A 19,284-nucleotide genomic window follows, 5' to 3' on the forward strand; every position below is an offset into this window, starting at 1 on the left:
GGGCTCCTGAAAATGCGTATACCGTCACATACGCGGTCAGCTGCCCTACCCCTCAAACTTTTCGAACCGCTCCTTCAGCCGGTTGCGCGCACGATAGATGCGCGTCTCGACGGCTTTCTCGGTGGTGCCGAGCAGCTCGGCAGCCTCGGCCTGGCTGTACCCCTCGACAGTGACCAGCACGAGCGCCTCTTGTAGGCGCACCGGCAAGCGCCCGATTTCGGCCTGGACCAGCCGCAGCTGTTCGCGGGCTCCGGCAACATTTTCGGGATTAGGGGCATCGTCGGCAACGGCGTCGGCTTCCCGCCCATCCGGCAAACCAAGGAAGCCAATAACTTTCCTGCGGCGGAGCTTGTCGCGGCACCGGTTGAGAACGATTGTCGTCAAATAGGGACCGATGGGCTTGCTCGGATCGAGGCGATGACGTGTCAGCCAGACCGACGCGAGACCGTCCTGAACGACATCTTCGGCCCGCGATGGTGAACCCAGCATGCGCGTGGCAAGCGCAATCAACCGGGCGATCTCGCTCTCGACGAGAGCTGTGAACGCCCGCTTGTCACCGGCTATCGCCCGCCCGATCAGAGCTTCATCCGAAGTGTCATCCACCGCTGCCAAGGCTGGTCAGTCACGCGGATCGCGCGTGAGGGCCGCGGACACTTTCCGGTCGAACTGGAGCTGCTGATCGGAATCGAGAATTTCCCGCATGTCGAAGACGTGGCGCACGGTCGCTTTTTGCAAATCGCCCATGCGCGCATGCACCTCGTCGATCGCGGCACTGACTTCGGGCCCGTATTCGTGCTCGGTTTCCATTGCCTGGGCGAGCTGGGCGTTGGCTGCGCGCGCAGAGGCTTCGAGCCTTGCCTGTTCTACCGCGAAACGCGCTTCGAGCGCATCGAGCCGCTGCTCCTGGTCAGCCGTGAGCGACAGCTCATCGTGCACGAACTGGTGCAGGCCGCCCTCGGCATCGTTGTTGGCCCAGCGATCGGCGGCAAGCGCTCCTAGGCATCCGGCGAGCGCCGCCAGCAGGACCGCAAGGACAAGGTGAAACTTCTTCAACGTCTATGACCCCACATGAAGCAATGCAGCGGGTGACAGGGATTCTCCGCCAACGAGGCTCTCGCCAACAATTTCTGTAGGAGCGCCATATTCGGAAGGCCATCCGCTGGTCCCTGCGCCAGCTGCCAGCCCGACGACAAACAGACCGGCGAACAAGGCCATTCTGCGTCGCTGATCGGCAATTTCCCCCAGCTGCCCTGCGCGCTGCCAGACGCCGTTCATGAAGTCGGGCGGCACGTCGCCAGCCTTCTGCGAGGCCATGGTGCCGAGCATCGCATCGAGTGTCTGATTGTCACGCATCCCTTGCTCCTGTCGGTTGCACGGTTCCTATACGCGATGCTTCGCGCAAACCCTCAAGTTTCTTTTTTGAGGGGTGCGGGTCGGCGACGCGTAAGAGGAGTAAGTCAAGCAACAGCGGCAAGTACCAGCGTCGAATAGGAGCCATGGCATGAAAAGCGCGGCAGTTCCGCCAAAAGAGCGCGAGTTCACTCCGCCGCTGGGCAAAAGCTGGCTCACGCCGTTCTATGATCGCGCGATCGCAGTCTTTACGCGCGAGAGACGGTGGCGCCGCGCAATCGTCGAAAAGGCCGCATTGCTGCCCGGCGACAAGGTCATCGATGTCGGGTGCGGCACCGGGACCTTGCTCAGGGCGCTGATGGCCAACTGCCCCGAAGCCGGCTTCATCGGCGTTGAGCCCGACCCCGCAGCGCTGGCTATCGCGCAGCGCAAGTTCGGTGCCGGAGCCGATATGGTCCGGTGGCACAACGGCTTTCTCGATAGTCTCGAGCTTTCCGACGGCTGGCGGCCAAACAAGATCGTCAGCAGCCTCGTCCTTCACCAGGTCCCCGTATCGCAAAAGCGCGCGATCCTCGACCAGATCGAGAACCTGCTCGCCCCCGGGGGCATGGCGCTGATTGCCGACTATATGCGGCAGGATGCTCCACTCATGCGCGCGCTGTTCCGTTCGAGCGTTCAGCTTCTCGACGGCGTCAAGGACACCCAGCCGAGCGCCGACGGAGCCGTCGAGAAATTGCTCGCCGAGATTTTCGCGGACGCCGAATTGCTCGATCGTATCCATACCGCGACCGGAACCATTTCTCTCTGGGCGGCATCAAGAAAGGCAATGCTCAATGAACCTCATGAAAGATTCGAGACCGCTACGCCGTTCGCTGGCGGCCTCGCTCCTCCTCGCCATTGCAGCCTGCTCGAATGCGGCCCAGGCCGCGACCTACACCATGTTCCGCGACGCAGGGTGCGGCTGCTGTCTCAATTGGGCCGGTCACGTAGAACACGGACTCGAAGCAGAGGTCGCCTCGGTCGACACCGACGACATGGCTGCGCTCAAGACAGCCAGGGGTGTGTCGCAGGATCTGTGGTCGTGCCACACGATGGAAGTCGATGGCTATATCATCGAAGGCCACGTGCCCGCCGATGCCATCGCGAAACTATTACGCGAAAGCCCCGAAGGCGTGGCAGGCCTGGCTGTGCCCGGAATGCCGCTTGGCTCGCCCGGAATGGAAGCCGGGGACCGGGTGCAGCCGTATGATGTCATCGCCTTCGGCTCAGGCGGGCAGCGCGTTTTCGCATCCTACCCGTGACCATGGACAAGCCATCTCAGCGCCAACTCTAACGGAGGACCATCATGTCAGACTATTCGGTCAAAACCTCAATACTGATATGGGGCTGGACACTCAGCCTCTTCCTGCTTTTCAGCTACCTGATCTGCATCGGTTTCGGCCTGCTCGCGCCCGAACAGGCGCACATGCACGAAGCGTGGGCGCCGCTGCTTCCCGGGTTCGAATGGCTGACCATCTCGGGCTTTCTGGCAGGCGCTCTCGGCAGCTTTTTGTACGGTTGGTACATCGCGATCATTGGGGTGCCAATGCTGCGATTTTTCCGGAACCGATTCAGGACGTAGCAGATCGGCGGCGATGGCCGCTTGCCTTGAAACTCGCGGAGCGTTTTTCGGTCGCGCAGGCAGTCCGCTTTAGGCCGCAATTTGCTCGAGCGCCCCGAGCAAAACGCAACTCTCCGGCTTTGTCCTGAAAGTTTTTTGAGGGACGCGGCAAGGGCGAACGTACTGGTCGACATAATCTTTCTTTCACGGGAGACCATCGACAGGGGAAAGTCTTGCAAGACCATGAGCACGAGAATCAAAGCGAAACGGCTGGCTCGATAACCCTGCTGGGCGGCGTTGCGATGGGTACCGGCGTCATGATCGGTGCCGGCATATTCGCGCTGACCGGGCAGATCGCCGAGCTCGCCGGTCCGCTCTTCCCCCTGTCTTTCATCGCCGGCGCGCTGGTAACTTCGCTGGCGGCCTACAGCTATATCAAGATGTCGAACAAATGGCCGTCTTCGGGCGGCATCGCGATGATCTTGCAGAAGGCCTACGGACCCGGCGTCATTGCCGCGTCGGCATCGCTCCTGATGGCTCTGTCGATGGTCATCAATGAAAGCCTCGTGGCCCGCACCTTTGCGACTTACGCGCTGCGCCCGTTTGGCCTCGAAAGCAGCGGGTGGCTCGTTTCGCTGGCAGCGCTTGCACTCATCATCTTCGCCTATCTCGTCAATGCAGCGGGCAACAAGTCGGTAAGCGGCTTCTCGCTCATCATGTCCGCCATCAAGATCGGCGGTATCGCGCTGTTCGCAGTCGCGGCGATCTGGGCCAGCGGATTTTCATCAGGCGCATTTTCGCAGTCCGTTTCGCTGACCAATGCAGAAGCCCTGCTCGCCTCGGTTGCTTTCTCGATCCTCGCCTTCAAAGGCTTCACCACGATTACCAATAGCGGCGGCGAAATCGTTGACCCGCACAAGAATGTCGGCCGAACCATCATGATCTCGATAGCCGTCTGCATCGTGATCTATCTGCTTGTCGCAGTGGCGGTGGGTTCGAGCCTGAGCATATCCGAGATCGTCGAGGCGCGCGATTATTCGCTCGCGGCTGCGGCGCGTCCGGCGCTGGGAGAACTGGGCTTCTATTTCACCGTGGCGATCGCGATCGCCGCCACCACTTCGGGCGTGATAGCGAGCGTATTTGCCGTGTCGCGCATGCTTGCGATGCTGACCGACATGAAGATGATCCCGCACAGCCATTTCGGCATGAGCGGCGGGATTCGCAGCCACATGCTGGTCTATACGGTGGTCATTGCCGGGACGCTTGCGGTCCTGTTCGATCTGTCAAGGATCGCCTCGCTGGGCGCCTTCTTCTACCTCGTCATGGATATGCTGGTTCACTGGGGCGTCCTGCGCCACCTGCGCAAGGAAGTCGGCGCGCGCGCAACAATACTTCTGACAGCGCTCGCGGCAGATGGCGTGGTCCTCGCAGCCTTTACCGCGGCCAAATTGCGCAGCGATCCTGCCGTTGTCGCCTACGCGGCGATCGGCATCGTCGCAGTCTTCGTGGGAGAATGGATCTACCTCTCGCGCAATTCCGAAGCGCCCGCATCTCCTGAAGATGATGGGTCAGGAGAGAAAAGGTGATGGCAACTTCTTCAACCAGCTTTGCCGCTTTTACGCCGGGCTTTTTCGAAACCGTTCACCGAAAACCGGCGTTGAGCACGAGAAACGTCAGGCAAAACAGATGGAGCGATTCATGACGACCCGAACAGCGGCGGTCTACCGTATGGTCATGGAGGACCATGTCTGTCCCTATGGCATCAAGACGGTCGATCTCCTCACACGGCAAGGCTTCGAGGTCGAGGATCATCACCTGACCAGCAGGGAGGAAACCGACGCATTCAAGGACAAGCACAACGTCGAGACCACCCCGCAGACCTTTATCGAAGACAAGCGCATTGGCGGCTATGACGATGTCCGCGAGTTCTTCGGCAAGAGCCGTTCGCAGCCAGAGGAAGGCGAGACCAGCTATCAGCCGGTCATTGCGATTTTCGCGGTCGCGCTGCTGCTCGCGCTAGGGCTGAGCTGGGCGTTTTTTGACGATCTGTTCACCGTCCGGGCCGCGGAATGGTTCGTCAGCCTGTCGATGACCCTGCTCGCCGTCCAGAAGCTTCAGGACGTGCGCAGTTTCTCGACAATGTTCCTCAACTACGATCTGCTCGCACGGCGCTGGGTGCCCTATGGCTTCGTCTACCCGTTCGGCGAAGCCGCTGCCGGCATTCTGATGACCGCAGGCGCGCTGACCTGGCTCTCGGCCCCGCTGGCATTGTTCATTGGCACCGTCGGCACTGTCAGCGTCTTCAAGGCTGTCTACATCGACAAGCGTGAGCTCAAATGCGCTTGCGTCGGTGGGGGCAGCAATGTGCCGCTCGGCTTCGTCTCGCTGACCGAAAATCTGTTCATGATCGGAATGGGTCTGTGGATGGGCGCGAAGCTTCTCGCATGATCACCGCGCTCCTTCTCGCCGTCTTTCTGTTCCTTGCAGCCGTCGCTTCCCACCTTGCCATTCTGGGTGTCGGCCACCGGCTTCTCGATCGCCGCCGCGATACGCTGGGAAAGCTTGCAGTCTCGCTACTCGTGCTCGCGTCGCATTTCCTGGTCGCGATCCTTTTTGCCGCAGGTTTCTGGCTGGGCGCGCAATGGGGCCTGGGAGGGTTCGACAAGGCGCCTTCCATGGACTGGATGGACTACTTCTATTTCTCGCTCATCAACGTGACCACACTGGGCCTGGGCGACATTTATCCGACCGAGCACCTGAGAGTTCTCGCCGGCGTCGAGGCCCTTACCGGCTTCGCTCTCATCAGCTGCTCGGCGCAGCTATTCTGGACCATGATGCAAAAAGGAGAAAAAGCATGACCGAAAAGACCTCCCACTCGGACAAGGGAGGGGGCGGCAGCTACTGGCGATTCATGGCCATGGTGTCGACCTCGACCGTGATCATGTTCTTCCTGATGTATGCCAACACCTTTACCGTCGATGATCTTTTCTGGAGCGAAACGCGCTTCTGGATGATGTTCGTCATGGGCGCGATGATGATGGTTGTCATGCTGCTCTTCATGTGGGGCATGTACAAGGACCGGACCAAGAACTTGATCATCCTGGGCGTCGGGGCCTTTGTGTTCGCGCTCGCACTATGGCTGGTGCGCAGCCAGACCACCGTTGACGATACCGAATATATGGCAGCAATGATCCCGCACCACTCAATCGCGATCATGACCAGCGAACGCGCGAGCCTGAAAGATCCTCGCGTGCGCGAACTCGCGCAGGCCATCATTGTCGCACAGCGCCGCGAAATCGCCGAGATGAAATACCTCATAGACGATATCGAGCAGAACGGTCCTCGAACCGAAGAACGCCTGCCCGAGGAGATGCAGCCATGAACAAGATAGCTTTCACGGCGCTCATCGCGCTGCCGCTTGCCGCCTGCAATTCGAACACCGCTCCGGGCAACGACCGCGAAGCCCAGCTCGACCCGCCTGCCACTGCCGCGCCGATCGAGGACGCGGCCAGTGCACTGGCAAATGTTGACCCGGGCCTCATGCTTCCCGGGACCATGAATGACGCGGACCTTGCTGCTCTGGGCGCAGGACAGGCCTGCCAGTTCCGCCTGACCGAAGTGGCCTTTCCCTCGTTTGTCTATGACGGTGACGGGGGCGGAGCGATCAAGATCAATGGCAAATTGATCCCCGTGACCGCCGATGGCCCTGGCAGCTATGCGAACGGCGAGCTTCGGATCAAAACCCGCATGCTGGATGATGAAGGCGATGCGGGCCTGCAAATGCAGGAGATGATCGTGGCAGCACCAAGAGCCAAGGATGAGTTCGGCTTTTGGGGTTATACCACCTGTCCGGCCGACGGAGCCTGATACTGGCAGGGCGCATGGGCGGGCCGTCGGCTAACCCATGCGCCCGCGCCTCCGCCCTTCGTCGCCCTCACCATTTTTACAGGAACAAGCAGATGACCGATACGAGGCCCATCGCTGTCTTCGGCGCAGGCGGGAAGACCGGCACCGAGCTCTTGAGGCGTGCCATTGCCCGAGACATACCGATCCGCGCCTTTGAACACACCGTGCCTGGGCCAGGCGAGCGGGTGGGCGACTTCGAATATATCGAATGCGATGTGCTGTCGGATAATTTCGCGGGCGATCTCGATGGCTGCCGCGCGGTTATCTCGACCCTCGGTGTCGCTTTCGGTCCGGGCAATGCGATCGATCCACCGCCGCTCTATACCGATGGCACGCGCAACCTGCTCGAGGCGATGGCACAAGCGAAGATCGACCGCATTGCCGTAATCTCCGCTGCCTTCGTCGAACATCAGTCGAGCGTCCCGGCCTGGTTTGAACTCACTGCCAAGCCTGCATTGTTCAATATACTCGAGCAGATGCGCTCCATGGAAGTGATGCTCAGCGACGCCCAAGGTATTAAATGGACGGCCGCACGGCCGGGCTGGCTGCTGGATGAGCCTTACACTGGCGACGCCGTGATTACGGACGAGCGGCTGGCGGAAGGCTGTTTCCGGTGCCGTCATGCTGATCTCGCGGCGAGCCTGCTTGAATTCGTGTGCGAAGACACCTGGATCAACGCAAAGCCTGCCATCGGCAGGCCCGAAGCCGAACGTTTCGAAAGTCCTGGTGCCATCAAGGCCGAACTCGGTATCGATTGAGCGTCGTATCATTTATCGTTCTGTAACAAGCCCGAACGTTACAAGTTTTGAGCAACAGACAAGGAAAATTGTATGTTTCTGGAGAAGATCAAAACCCCTGGCCTCTCGCACCTTTCCTACATCATCGGTTCGGGCGGACAGGCAGCGGTCATCGATCCGCGCCGGGACTTCGAGGTCTATGTCGAAAGGGCCCGGGCTGAAGGGCTGGAGATAACGCATATCTTCGAAACCCATCGCAATGAGGATCTGCTCAGCGGCTCGCCGATCCTTGCGGACTTGACTGGTGCGACGGTTCACCACGGTCCCAATCCGGCCGGAAACGTGGCCTTCGCCAACACTACGCGCGAAGGCGATTGTTTCGAGCTGGGTCAATTGAAGATCGAAGTGCTTGAAACACCTGGACACACCGACGATCATCTCGCTTTCGTCATCCATGACAGCGAATATTCCGAGGGACCGGTCGGCGTCTTTACCGGCGATGCCTTGTTCGTCGGCGATGTCGGACGCACCGATTTCTATCCCGAGCGCAAGGAAGAAGTCGCGGGCCTTCTTTTCGACTCCCTGCAGAAACTTTGCCGCCTCGGCGACCAGGCGATCATCTACCCGGCGCATGGTGCGGGCTCGGTCTGCGGGTCGGGAATGGCGGACCGGGAATTCTCGACAATCGGCCACGAGCGGCGCAACAACCCGCGCCTGCGCATCTCCGACCGCGATGAGTTCATCAAGGCGAAGGTAGCAGAACACCACTACCAACCTCCCTATTTCCGGCTGATGGAACGGCTTAACCTCGAAGGGGCCGATGCCGCGCCGCGGATTATGCGGCCAAGGCGTCTGGGGCTGGACGACCTTCGCGAGAGCGGCGCCGATCACCTGGTCGATGTGCGCGAGCCGCTCGCCTATGCCGCCGGTCATATGCCGGGTGCCATGTGCCTTCCGGTGGGAATGATACCGGCCTTTGCCGGATGGTTCCTCGGTGAAGGCGACAGGATTGCCCTCGTCGCTTCCGAGGAAGACCAGCTAGCCCACGCCATGGCCCATCTGGTGCGCATCGGTCTCGATAATGTTGTCGGCGGCTATGTCGGCGTGGTTCCAGCCGCTGCTCAGGGCAAAGCGATGCGCAGCATTCCCATGATTGGCACCGAGGAAGTCGCGCGCAGGCTCGATCAAGACAGCTGCGAATGGACTTTGCTCGACGTGCGCGACGCGGACGAACGACAAGATGCAAGCATCGACGGGTCAGAGCATATCTATGTTGGCGAGCTCAACAAGCGATGGAAAGAGCTCGACCGCGACCGCCACTACACGCTGATGTGCGCGAGCGGCATGCGGGCGAGCGTTGCGGCAGGCTGGCTCGCAAGCCAGGGCTTCAAGCGCCTCGACATCTATCTCGGTTCCATGGGCGCTTGGAAAAACGCGCATGGCTGAAGTTTGGCCTGTCAGACTTCGAGGCGCAGACCCCGCAGCCGCAGCGCATTGCCTATCACCGATACGGAAGAGAGGCTCATGGCTGCGGCCGCAATCATCGGGCTGAGCAGCACTCCGAAGAAGGGATACAGCACGCCTGCCGCGACCGGAATGCCGAGTGTGTTGTAAGCGAAGGCGAAAAACAGGTTCTGCCGGATGTTGCGCATCGTCCCACGCGACAGCACGATGGCCTGCACCACTCCTGTCAGGTCGCCGCGAACCAGCGTCACGCCTGCGCTTTCGATTGCGACATCGGTGCCGGTCCCCATCGCAATACCAACATCGGCGGCAGCCAGCGCAGGAGCATCGTTGATCCCGTCCCCGGCCATGCCGACCCGGCGACCTTGCGCTTTCAGCTCTTCGATCTTGCGGTGCTTGTCTTCGGGCGAGACATTCGCATGCACTTCGTCGATTCCCATTTCACGGGCGACCGCTTCGGCAGTGCCGCGGCTGTCGCCCGTGAGCATAACGACCCGGATGTCGCGCTTATGCAGCGCCGCAATGACCGCTGCACTGGTAGGCTTGATCGGATCGGCCACCGCGATGAGCCCTGCCGGACGGCCATCGAATGCCACGAACATCACTGTTTGACCCTGCCTGCGGCCACTTTCGGCCGTGCCGAGCCAGGCCTCGTCATCGATCCCGACGCGCCGCATCATCTTCTCATTGCCGATCGCAACCCGGCGGCCCTGGACATTGGCTTCAACACCTTCCCCGGTCGTCGAAGCGAGATCCGTGGCATTGGCGGGCGAGACCCCGCGCGTCCGCGCACCTTCGACGATGGCGTGGGCCAGCGGATGTTCGCTCCCCATTTCGACGCCTGCAACCGCAGCCAGGAAATCGGCTTCGTCGATTCCTTCTGCTGGCGTCACCGCCACCAGATCGGGCTTGCCCATCGTCAACGTGCCGGTCTTGTCGACCACTAGCGTATCGATCTTCTCGAGTGTCTCCAGCGCCTCGGCATTGCGGATCAGGATGCCATGCTGGGCACCCTTGCCCGTGCCGGTCATGATCGACATCGGCGTAGCGAGACCAAGCGCGCAGGGACAAGCGATGATCAGGACCGCAATGGCATTGACCAGCGCATAGGCAAGCGCAGGTGCGGGACCCCAGATTCCCCAGACCACGAAGGTGGCGATGGCTATCACCACCACCGCAGGCACAAACCAGCCCGCCACCTGATCCGCCAGTCGCTGGATCGGTGCGCGGCTGCGCTGCGCCTCGGCCACCATCTGGACGATCTTGGACAGCATCGTGTCCTTGCCCACGCCGGTTGCGCGCATAATGAACCCACCAGTCTGGTTGACTGTGCCGCCGATGACTGTGTCGCCAGCCTGTTTGGCGACCGGAAGCGGTTCGCCGCTGATCATGGATTCATCGATCGCGCTCGATCCCTCCTCGATTTCTCCATCGACCGGAACCTTATCGCCGGGGCGGACGCGCAGACGATCGCCTGTGGCCAGCTGGTCGAGCGGCACCTCGCGCTCATCGCCGGAGCCGAAGATCTTGACCGCGCTGGGCGGTGCCAGCTCGAGCAATGCGCGCAAGGCGCTCGAGGTCGAGCCCCTGGCCTTGAGCTCGAGGACCTGTCCGAGCAGGACAAGCGTGGTTATGACCGCTGCCGCCTCGAAATAGACCCCGACCCGTCCCGAATGGTCGCGGAACGCTGCAGGGAACAGATCGGGCGCGACCGTCGCCACCACGCTGAACAGATAGGCGATGGCAACGCCAAACCCGATCAGCGTGAACATGTTGAGATTGCGCGTCTTGAGCGACTGGATGGCCCGAACGAAGAACGGCCAGGCTCCCCAAAGAACAACCGGTGTGGCAAGGGCAAACTGCGCCCATTGCGCCCAGGCAGGTTCGATCAGCCCGTCGAAACTGAGCCCCGGTGCCATGTCGCTCATCGCGTAGACGAACAGCGGCAGCGTAAGCAGTGCGCTCCACCAGAACCTACGCCGCATGTCGACCAGTTCGGGGTCGGGGCCATCGCCCAGCGAAACCGTTTCCGGTTCGAGCGCCATGCCGCAAATCGGGCATGAACCTGGCCCGGGCTGGCGGATTTCAGGGTGCATCGGGCAGGTGTAGATCGTGCCTTCGGGCACATCCTCGACCGCGTCGAGATGCGCGCCCGAGAGATAGAGCTCGGGATCGGTGACGAACTTGTCGTGACAGCGCGGCGAACAGAAATAGTGTTTCGCGCCATCATGCGTCGCGATATGCTGAGCCCCGTCGATTGCAACGCTCATGCCGCAAACCGGGTCGATCGCAGTACCCTCGATTACGCTCTCGTTCTTGCTCATCGCCTGTCCTTCCTAGCTCTTCACGACTACGAACTGCCCCATCATGCCTGCATCCTCGTGTTCGAGAATGTGGCAGTGATACATGTAGGGCAGGTCTGGGTCGGTGTGTTCTTCAAAACGCAGGAGAAGGCGTACCTGCTCGCGCGGGTTGACGATCACGGTATCCTTCAAACTGGTTTCCAATGGTGGGGGCGCTCGGCCATCGCGGTCGATCACACGAAACTGGACGTTATGGATATGAAACGGGTGGGCCATCATGGAAGCGCTGGCGATCTCCCAGATTTCCCATTGGCCGACGGGCACACGTTCGTTGATCACATCCATGTCCATCGCCGCACCGTTAATGGACATTCCGCCGCCCATCATGCCCATGTCGAGAACGAAACGCCGGGTTCGGACGGCTGACGACAGGTCGGGTGGAGCAAGCGATGCCAGTTGTGTCGGCACCCTGATGCGCTGGGCCGAACTTGCCGGCCTGATATCGAGGATTTGAAACACGTCTGCGGAAGCATCGCCGCTATCGCCGCGCCCCGTCATCCCGCCGCCCATCATTCCGCGTCCGCCCATCATGTCCATGGCGTTTTCGGGACTGCTGGCAAGAAGGCGAAGCGGGCGTCCTTCCGAGAGATCGATAATTACCTGCGCGCGCTCCCCCGGGGCGAGCCTGACCGAGCGGACGATGTGCGGACGATCGAGCAAGCCGCCATCGCTCGCGATCAGTTGCATCGAACGATCACCTTCGAGCGAAAGATCGTAAAGGCGGGCGTTCGATCCATTGAGGATGCGCAGCCGCAATTGGCCTGTCTGTGCGTCGAACACAGCGTTTTCAGTGCCGTTGACGAATATCCGGCTCCCGCGCACGCCCATCATCCGCGTGTGCATGCTCAGCGGGTACACCAAGCGGCCGGATCCATCGATGACGCGGTCCTGCACGATCAGCGGAATGTCGTCGACGCCATAGTCGCTCGGCAAGTCGAGGCGCTCTTCCTCGTCATCGCGAACAAAAATCGGCGCGGCAAGCCCGGCATAGACCTGCGGCCCGGCTTCGCGTTCCAAATGCGAATGACACCAGTAGAGCGAAGCCCGCTGGCGAACTTCGAAAGAGGGGCTCCAGCGTTCGCCGGGACGGATCAACTGATGCGGTCCGCCATCGGCTGCGGCAGGAAGTTCGAAACCATGCCAATGGACCGTAGCGCCTTCGGCCAGCTTGTTGTCGATATGAAACTGCACCCACTCGCCCCGGCGCATTTCAAGCGTCGGTCCCAGATAGGGTGCGTCGATGCCGATGGTGGGCGAAGCAACACCGGGGACGAATTCCTTCTGGCCCGGTGTCAAAGACAGGCGGAAAACCCGTGCGCCCTGCTCAATCTCGCCACGCTGCAAGGGCGGTATAGCGAGCGGATTGGACCCTGGAGTGCTGTCCAGCATCGATGCGTCTTGCGCCTTGCATCCCGCAAGCGGGAACGCGGCAAAGCCTGCAGCAGCAAAACCAGCGCTTTTGATCAGTGTGCGGCGGTCCACGGGGAATGCCTGGGTGATGCGCGGTATCCGGATCATGCTCCTCCTGTTTCGCGATGGGCGGCACCAGATTTGCCTGGCACCACCCAACCGATTTACTCCTTCGTGATCGACGTGATCACACTGCCTTCAGAACCAGTACGAAATTCAAAGGCAATTCCCTCACCGACGCTTACTTCGCTGCGCAGTTGCTCATCGGCTTCGAACGCCATGGTCATTGCCGGCCATTCGATTGCGGGAACCGGGCCGTGGTCGACGGTGATCGTACCCGCTTCGGCGTCGATGGCGGTGACGGTGCCTTGCGCACTCGCGGACTGCATTGCGTTGCCGGTATCCGCCATCGGCATATCCTGGCCGTCCATCATCATTGCATCTTCAGCCATCGGCATGTCCTCCATCTCGGCAGTGTCCTGGCCAGAATCGCAGGCTGCCAGCGCCAGCGGCGCGGCCAATAGGGTTATGAGGGTTGTGTGACGCATTCTTCTTCTCCTTGGGGTTGGGTTGGCCGTTCCGGCCGGGGACGACGCAGCAACAGATAGGCTGCGGGAAGCACGAACATGGACAGGAGCGGCGCGGTGATCATCCCGCCGATCATCGGCGCGGCGATGCGGCTCATCACTTCGGAGCCAGCCCCAGTGCCGATCAGGATCGGAAACAGGCCGGCGAGGATGACCGCGACGGTCATTGCCTTGGGCCGGACGCGCAACAATGCCCCTTCACGGATGGCGGCGGAGACTTCCTCCGCATCCGGGTCCTCACCGCGCCGCTCCAGCGCAGCTTTCAGATAGATCAGCATGATGACGCCAAATTCGGCTGACACCCCGGCCAGCGCGATGAAGCCGACGGCGGTCGCGACCGACTGGTTGTATCCCATCAGGTAAAGCAGCCAGAAGCCGCCTGTCAGCGCGAACGGCAAGGTGCCCATGATGAGCAGCGCCTCGTCGAACCGGCGGAAGATCAGGTAAAGCAGCAGGAATATGATCGCGAGCGTAGCCGGAACGACGATCTGCAGACGTTCGTAGGCCCGCGTGAGATATTCAAACTGCCCGGCATAGGACAGGCTGACGCCCGGAGGCAGATCGACCTCGGCCGCGATAACCTCCTGCAGATCGCCAACCACAGAAGACAGATCGCGCCCGCGCACATCGATATAGACATAGCTTGTGGGACGGCCCTGTTCGCTCTTGAGCATGGGCGGGCCGCTGGTCACACGCACCTGCGCAACGGTACCAAGCGTGATCTGCTGACCAGACGGGGTCAGCACCGGCAGATTGCGCAGCTCGTCGACACTGTCGCGGATCTCGCGCGGATAGCGAACATTGATCGGGTATCTTGCGAGGCCTTCGACTGTACGGGCCACATTGGCACCGCCAATTGCGCCGGAGACGATCTGCTGCACGTCGGCGATGTTGAGACCGTAGCGGGCCGCTTCCAGCCGGTCGATATCGACATCGACATAGCGGCCTCCCGACAGCCTTTCAGCCAGCGCAGAACTGACGCCGGGAATGTTCTTTGCCGCCTGTTCGATCTGGAGCGCGACGCGTTCCAGCTCGCCGAGATCTTCGCCCGAAACCTTGACCCCGATCGGGCTCTTGATCCCGGTTGCGAGCATGTCGATCCGGTTGCGGATCGGCGGCACCCAGACATTGGCAAGGCCAGGCACCTGCACGGCGCGGTCCAGTTCCTCGACCAGCATATCCGGTGTCATGCCCTCGCGCCACTCATCGCGTGGTTTGAAGCGGATGGTCGTCTCGAACATTGTGAGAGGGGCGGGATCGGTGGCGGTATCGGCGCGCCCGGCCTTGCCGAACACGGTTTCGACTTCCGGTACGGTCATGATCAGCCGGTCGGTGCGCTGTAGCAGCGCTGACGCCTCTCCGGGAGACAATCCAGGCAGGGCGCTGGGCATGTAGAGCAGGTCGCCTTCGTCGAGCGGCGGCAGGAATTCGCCGCCAAGCCGCGAGAAGGGAACGAGCGTGGTCAGGAAGACCAGCCCAGCGATGACCAAAGCGGTCTTCGGGCGGCGCATCACCCAGTCTAGCCCGGGCCGATAGGCCCGGGTCAGCACGCGATTGACCGGGTTGCTGTCCTCTGCCGGAATCTTTCCGCGCACCAGCCATCCCATCAGCACCGGAACCAGAGTGATCGACAGGATCGCAGCAGCCGCCATGGCATAGGTCTTGGTAAAGGCCAGCGGTGCGAACAGCCGTCCCTCCTGCGCCTGCAAGGTGAACACCGGCAGAAACGACAAGGTGATGATCAGCAGGCTGAAAAACAGCGCCGGGCCGACTTCCTTCGAGGCATCCGCGACGATCCGCCAGCGCTCCTGGACGGACAGAACCGTGTCAGGGTTCTCCTCGGCCCAGCGCTCCAGATGCTTGTGGGCGTTCTCGATCATCACCACCGCAGCATCGACCATCGCGCCGACCGCGATGGCGATCCCGCCAAGAGACATGATGTTCGCGTTTACGCCCTGAAAGCGCATCACGATGAAGGCCGCGAGCACGCCGAGCGGAAGGGTGACGACCGCGACGAGTGCCGAGCGCGCGTGCCACAGGAACAGCAGGCACACCAGGGCAACGACAATGAATTCCTCGATGAGCTTGGAGGTCAGGTTTTCGACCGAAGCATCGATCAATTGCGAACGGTCGTAGGTGGTGACGATCTCGACCCCTTCGGGCAGGCTTGCCTGCAATTGTTCGAGCTTCGCTTCGACCGCCGCAATTGCGCTGCGCGCATCGGCGCCCTGGCGCAGAATGACGATACCGCCGGCAACCTCGCCTTCGCCGTTGAGTTCCGCAATGCCGCGCCGCAGCTCCGGGCCGATCTGGATATTGGCCACATCGTCCAGCGTTACCGGAGTGCCGCCCGCTTGGGCGCGCAAGGGTATGCTGCGAAAATCCGCCAGCGTGCCGAGATAGCCCGAGGCACGGACCATATATTCGGCCTCGCCCATTTCGACGATAGAGCCCCCGGTTTCCTGATTGCCTGCCTGCACCGCGCGGACCACTTGCGCGTGCGTCACGCCCAGCGAAGCCATGCGATAGGGGTCGAGCACGATCTGGTACTGCTTGACCATGCCGCCCACGCTGGCGACTTCGGCGATGCCGGGAATGGTTTTCAGCTCGTAGCGCAGGAACCAGTCCTGCAGGCTCCTGAGCCCGGCCAAGTCGTGACCGCCGCTGCGGTCGACCAGCGCATATTCGTAGATCCAGCCCACCCCGGTTGCATCAGGGCCGAGTGTGCTCTGAACCCCGTCGGGCAAGCGGTTCTGGACCTGGTTCAGATACTCCAGAACGCGAGAGCGCGCCCAGTAGAGGTCGGTCCCGTCCTCGAAGATCACATAGACGTAGCTGTCTCCGAAAAAGGAATAGCCGCGCACGGTCTTGGCACCGGGGACCGACAGCATGGTCGTGGCCATCGGATAGGTCACCTGGTCCTCGACGATACGGGGCGCCTGACCTGGATAGTTCGAGCGGATCACCACCTGTACATCGGAAAGGTCCGGCAGGGCATCGACGGGCGTTGTCCGTACCGCCCAGAAACCGGCCAGCGCCAACCCTATCGCTGCCAGCACCACGAAAAAGCGATTGGCGATCGAGCTATCGATAATGCGCGCGATCATTGCCCGGTTTTCCGGATCGAGACGATGCGCGGACCCGTACTGGCTTGCACAAATGTGAAGGAGACCCGGTCGCCGCGCGCGAAACCGCGCAGCTGTTCCGGTCCTTCGCTGGCGAAGGGCATGGTCATCGCCGGCCATTCGAGCGCAGGCACCGGACCGTGGCGCAAGGTCACGCTGTTGGCGTTTATGCGCTCGATCGTCCCGGTCGCGCGATAAGTCTGTGGCTCATCTGCATCGTCCGATCCTCGGTCTTCGCTCGCACCGGATGGTGCCTGATCGACGGGACGCACGTCGATGCCGGCAAGGCTGGCTTCGGAATCGAGCAGGAACTGGCCCGAGGTGACCACTCTCTCTCCTGCAGCCAGCCCGGCAAGGACTTCGGTCCGTCCGTTCGCTTCGCGGCCGATACGGATTTCGGCGGGCCGATAGCCGCCGCCTTCCTGCGCGATCATCACCAGGGTCCGCTCGCCGGTGCGAATGACAGCTTCCGAAGGGGCCAGCAGCGCTTCGCGCCGTTCAGGCGCGAGCATCACTTGGGCAAACATGCCAGGCTTGAGCCGCAGGCCCGGATTGGGCATCGCTGCCCGCACGGTGATCGTGCGGCTCGCATCCTGCGCGCTCGGCAGAATGGCGATGATGCGTCCGGCAAACCGTTCGCCGGGAAAGGCAGTGAGCGTGGCGCTCACCGGCTGCCCGACACGCGCGTTGCCAGCCAGTGCCTCGGGTACCGCCGCCTCGAGCCAGATCGGACTGTACCCGCTGATCTCGGCCAGCGATTGGCCCGCCGCCACGGTCATGCCCGGCCTTACCCCGAGCGACGTGATCGCGCCCGATTGCGGTGCAGTGACGGTGATGATCGTTTGCGGCCGTCCGCTTCGGGCGACCGAGGCGATCATCGAGTCCGGCATGCCAAGCAGCCGCAGGCGCTCGCGAGCGGCCCGGGTCAACGCTTCGTCGCCGGTTGCGGCAACAGCAAGATACTCGTTTTGTGCGCCGCCCCATTCGGGCACCAGAATGTCGACGATCGGAGCGCCTCTGGCAATCAGGTCCTGCGGTGCATGGCCGTAGGTCCGCTGAACATAGCCGCCGGCGCGCGGCTGAACGATCGCCATCTCGCTGCCGTTATAAGCGAGCGTGCCGGTGACGCTGATTTCGGGCTCCAGCACGCCATATTCCGCTTCAGCAGTCCGGATCCCGAAATTCTGGACGAGCGTCGAATCGATGCTCACACCCCCGGCGCCCTGCGCGTCGCCGCCCGCACATTTGGGAACAAGCTGCATGTCCATGAAAGGAGATTTGCCCGGCTCGTCGAAGCGCTGATCAGGGACCATCGGATCGTACCAGTAGAGCACGTCCTCGCAGCCCGTATCGGTCGCTGCATCGCCGCCGCCGCTCTCGCCGCCGAGCGTGGACAAACCATAGCCCGCCAACAAACTGACCAGAGCAATGCCAAGCCCAGCCGCATACATGCGCTGGCGCGGTGTGAATCGTTCGAGCGCGGAGTTCATGGCCTGCTCTCCCCGTAGGTGAGTCGCAGCCTCACCGCCGCCTCGACAGCTGCCTGTTCGCGCTCGAGTATCTCCAGTTCGAGCAGCGCGAGCGCGGATTTCGCCGCAATGACATCGACGAGATCGGCACGCCCGGCCGCGAAGCTGGCTGTCTCGAGGTCGGCGCGGTCGCGCGCCAGCGGGAGAAGCTCGTCACGCGCGCGTTCCCATTGCCGCACTGTGCTGCGCCAAGTGGCCAGATCGGCTTCGAAGCCGGCAACCAAGGCGCGCCTGCGATCCTCGCGCTCGGCCGATGCGGCGGCGGCCTCGGATTCGGCTGCGGCAATGCGCGGATTCTGCCGCCGGTCGGTAAAGATCGGTAGTGTAATGGACCCCATGATCGACACCGCATCGCCGAAATCGGGGTTGCGGCGACCATAGGTGGCGCTCACGCCGAAATCGGGTCGTTTCTCGGCGCGTGCGAGCGCGACACCGGCTTCGGCCCGGCCTCGTTCGGCATCGGCCAGCAGGATTTCGGGATTGCTCTCGAGCTCGAACCGCAGCCGTTCCTGATCGAGGACAGCCGATGGCGCGGCACCCAGAGCAACCGGATCTGCGAGCGGTACATATCGGGAAATCTGCGCTTGCGCCGCGTCGCGCTCGGCTTCGATAGCGGTAATCGCATCCTCAATTCCGAGTAGCTCGCGCCGGATGGCCAGACTCTCTGCCGGGCGGGCCGACCCCGAAGCGACAGCACTGTTGGCCACCGGAACGAATGCTCTCAGTTCGTCGAGCGCGCCTTGGGCAAGATGAAGCCGCGCTTGCGCATAATGGAGCCGGACCCAGGCCGTTCCCGCATCGGCGAGAAGAATACGCTCGGCCATGCCAAGGCGTGCCTCGGCGAGGCGCACTTCCGAACTGGCAACGCCGAACCTCGCCCGTCGACGGGCGAGATTGGGGATTTCCTGCTCGATACCGATTGCGATCTGCGTGGGGAGTTGCCGGTCTGGGTCGAACGCGGCAGGTCCGGTCACAGGAAGGTTCATGATCCCTGCACGCACACGCGGATCGGGAAGCTCGTCCGCCGCCTCTGCTGCTTCGCGCCGTGATTGAACACGCAGCGCGCCAGCTTCCAGAACGGGCTGTTCGCCCCGTACCGCTGCAAGTGCTTCCTCGTATCCGACAGACTGTGCTTGTGCAGTCTGCGCGGCGAGCAGGGCCGAAAACGGCACCCAGCCAATTCGCCAATCCATAATTCTCACTCTTTCAAAGC

At 62.0% G+C, this 19,284-nt stretch carries 18 protein-coding genes and 1 pseudogene; 10 read left to right on the forward strand and 9 right to left on the reverse strand.

Annotated features, from left to right (window positions below; translation table 11 throughout):
• Positions 1-45: 45 nt before the first annotated feature.
• The 3 genes from BM173_RS06610 to BM173_RS06620 are packed head-to-tail and all read right to left on the reverse strand — an operon-like array spanning position 46 to position 1,353.
• A complete protein-coding gene (locus BM173_RS06610; protein ID WP_371876727.1) occupies positions 46-603 on the reverse strand; it encodes an RNA polymerase sigma factor in 558 nt (185 codons plus the stop codon).
• 15 nt (positions 604-618) lie between these two features.
• The gene (locus BM173_RS06615) at positions 619-1,053 is read right to left on the reverse strand and encodes a periplasmic heavy metal sensor (protein WP_086438292.1); all 435 of its coding nucleotides are present in this window, start codon (positions 1,051-1,053) and stop codon (positions 619-621) included.
• A 3-nt stretch (positions 1,054-1,056) separates the two neighbouring features.
• The gene (locus BM173_RS06620) at positions 1,057-1,353 is read right to left on the reverse strand and encodes a hypothetical protein (RefSeq protein ID WP_090479066.1); all 297 of its coding nucleotides are present in this window, start codon (positions 1,351-1,353) and stop codon (positions 1,057-1,059) included.
• A 148-nt stretch (positions 1,354-1,501) separates the two neighbouring features.
• Between BM173_RS06620 and BM173_RS06625 the strand changes: the two are divergent.
• The 10 genes and pseudogenes from BM173_RS06625 to BM173_RS06670 all read left to right on the forward strand — a co-directional run.
• Positions 1,502-1,954 (forward strand): annotated as a pseudogene (locus BM173_RS06625) (class I SAM-dependent methyltransferase); the annotation flags it as partial.
• 229 nt (positions 1,955-2,183) lie between these two features.
• A complete protein-coding gene (locus tag BM173_RS06630; RefSeq protein WP_007163856.1) occupies positions 2,184-2,651 on the forward strand; it encodes a DUF411 domain-containing protein in 468 nt (155 codons plus the stop codon).
• A gap of 44 nt (positions 2,652-2,695) precedes the next feature.
• Positions 2,696-2,971 (forward strand): hypothetical protein, encoded by a 276-nt coding sequence (locus tag BM173_RS06635; RefSeq protein WP_007163855.1) that lies wholly within the window; start codon positions 2,696-2,698, stop codon positions 2,969-2,971.
• A 281-nt stretch (positions 2,972-3,252) separates the two neighbouring features.
• Entirely contained in the window at positions 3,253-4,536 is a 1,284-nt protein-coding gene (locus BM173_RS06640) for an APC family permease (protein ID WP_232725834.1), read from the forward strand.
• Positions 4,537-4,648: 112 nt separating this feature from the next.
• Complete coding sequence (locus BM173_RS06645; protein ID WP_090480206.1) at positions 4,649-5,398, forward strand: glutaredoxin family protein; 750 nt, start codon at positions 4,649-4,651, stop codon at positions 5,396-5,398.
• The gene (locus tag BM173_RS06650) at positions 5,395-5,808 is read left to right on the forward strand and encodes a potassium channel family protein (RefSeq protein WP_007163852.1); all 414 of its coding nucleotides are present in this window, start codon (positions 5,395-5,397) and stop codon (positions 5,806-5,808) included. The genes BM173_RS06645 and BM173_RS06650 overlap by 4 nt, the downstream gene beginning before the upstream one ends.
• A complete protein-coding gene (locus BM173_RS06655) occupies positions 5,805-6,332 on the forward strand; it encodes a DUF305 domain-containing protein (protein ID WP_007163851.1) in 528 nt (175 codons plus the stop codon). The genes BM173_RS06650 and BM173_RS06655 overlap by 4 nt, the downstream gene beginning before the upstream one ends.
• Positions 6,329-6,817, forward strand: coding sequence for a DUF6692 family protein (locus tag BM173_RS06660; RefSeq protein ID WP_007163850.1), 489 nt, complete (start codon positions 6,329-6,331; stop codon positions 6,815-6,817). The genes BM173_RS06655 and BM173_RS06660 overlap by 4 nt, the downstream gene beginning before the upstream one ends.
• Before the next feature lie 92 nt (positions 6,818-6,909).
• Complete coding sequence (locus BM173_RS06665) at positions 6,910-7,614, forward strand: NAD(P)-dependent oxidoreductase (RefSeq protein WP_086438289.1); 705 nt, start codon at positions 6,910-6,912, stop codon at positions 7,612-7,614.
• A gap of 72 nt (positions 7,615-7,686) precedes the next feature.
• Positions 7,687-9,039 carry an MBL fold metallo-hydrolase gene (locus BM173_RS06670; protein WP_086438288.1) on the forward strand — a complete coding sequence of 451 codons (1,353 nt, stop codon included), beginning with the start codon at positions 7,687-7,689 and terminating at the stop codon, positions 9,037-9,039.
• A gap of 11 nt (positions 9,040-9,050) precedes the next feature.
• Here BM173_RS06670 and BM173_RS06675 read toward each other — a convergent pair whose 3' ends face one another.
• Genes BM173_RS06675 through BM173_RS06700 form a run of 6 tightly spaced genes read right to left on the reverse strand, consistent with a single transcriptional unit; the run spans position 9,051 to position 19,264 of the window.
• Positions 9,051-11,381 (reverse strand): heavy metal translocating P-type ATPase, encoded by a 2,331-nt coding sequence (locus BM173_RS06675; RefSeq protein ID WP_007163847.1) that lies wholly within the window; start codon positions 11,379-11,381, stop codon positions 9,051-9,053.
• Between the two features lie 12 nt (positions 11,382-11,393).
• A complete protein-coding gene (locus BM173_RS06680; protein WP_090479069.1) occupies positions 11,394-12,938 on the reverse strand; it encodes a multicopper oxidase family protein in 1,545 nt (514 codons plus the stop codon).
• Positions 12,939-12,994: 56 nt separating this feature from the next.
• Positions 12,995-13,378 carry a copper-binding protein gene (locus BM173_RS06685; protein ID WP_225982093.1) on the reverse strand — a complete coding sequence of 128 codons (384 nt, stop codon included), beginning with the start codon at positions 13,376-13,378 and terminating at the stop codon, positions 12,995-12,997.
• Complete coding sequence (locus BM173_RS06690; protein WP_090479072.1) at positions 13,357-16,524, reverse strand: efflux RND transporter permease subunit; 3,168 nt, start codon at positions 16,522-16,524, stop codon at positions 13,357-13,359. Before BM173_RS06690 ends, BM173_RS06685 begins: the two co-directional genes overlap by 22 nt.
• Positions 16,521-18,032, reverse strand: coding sequence for an efflux RND transporter periplasmic adaptor subunit (locus BM173_RS06695; RefSeq protein WP_090479075.1), 1,512 nt, complete (start codon positions 18,030-18,032; stop codon positions 16,521-16,523). The genes BM173_RS06690 and BM173_RS06695 overlap by 4 nt, the downstream gene beginning before the upstream one ends.
• Positions 18,029-19,264: a TolC family protein gene (locus BM173_RS06700; protein ID WP_090479078.1), complete on the reverse strand. Its 1,236-nt coding sequence runs from the start codon at positions 19,262-19,264 to the stop codon at positions 18,029-18,031. Before BM173_RS06700 ends, BM173_RS06695 begins: the two co-directional genes overlap by 4 nt.
• Positions 19,265-19,284 lie beyond the last annotated feature (20 nt).

The organism is Qipengyuania nanhaisediminis (assembly GCF_900115585.1).
GTDB classification, from domain to species: domain Bacteria; phylum Pseudomonadota; class Alphaproteobacteria; order Sphingomonadales; family Sphingomonadaceae; genus Qipengyuania; species Qipengyuania nanhaisediminis.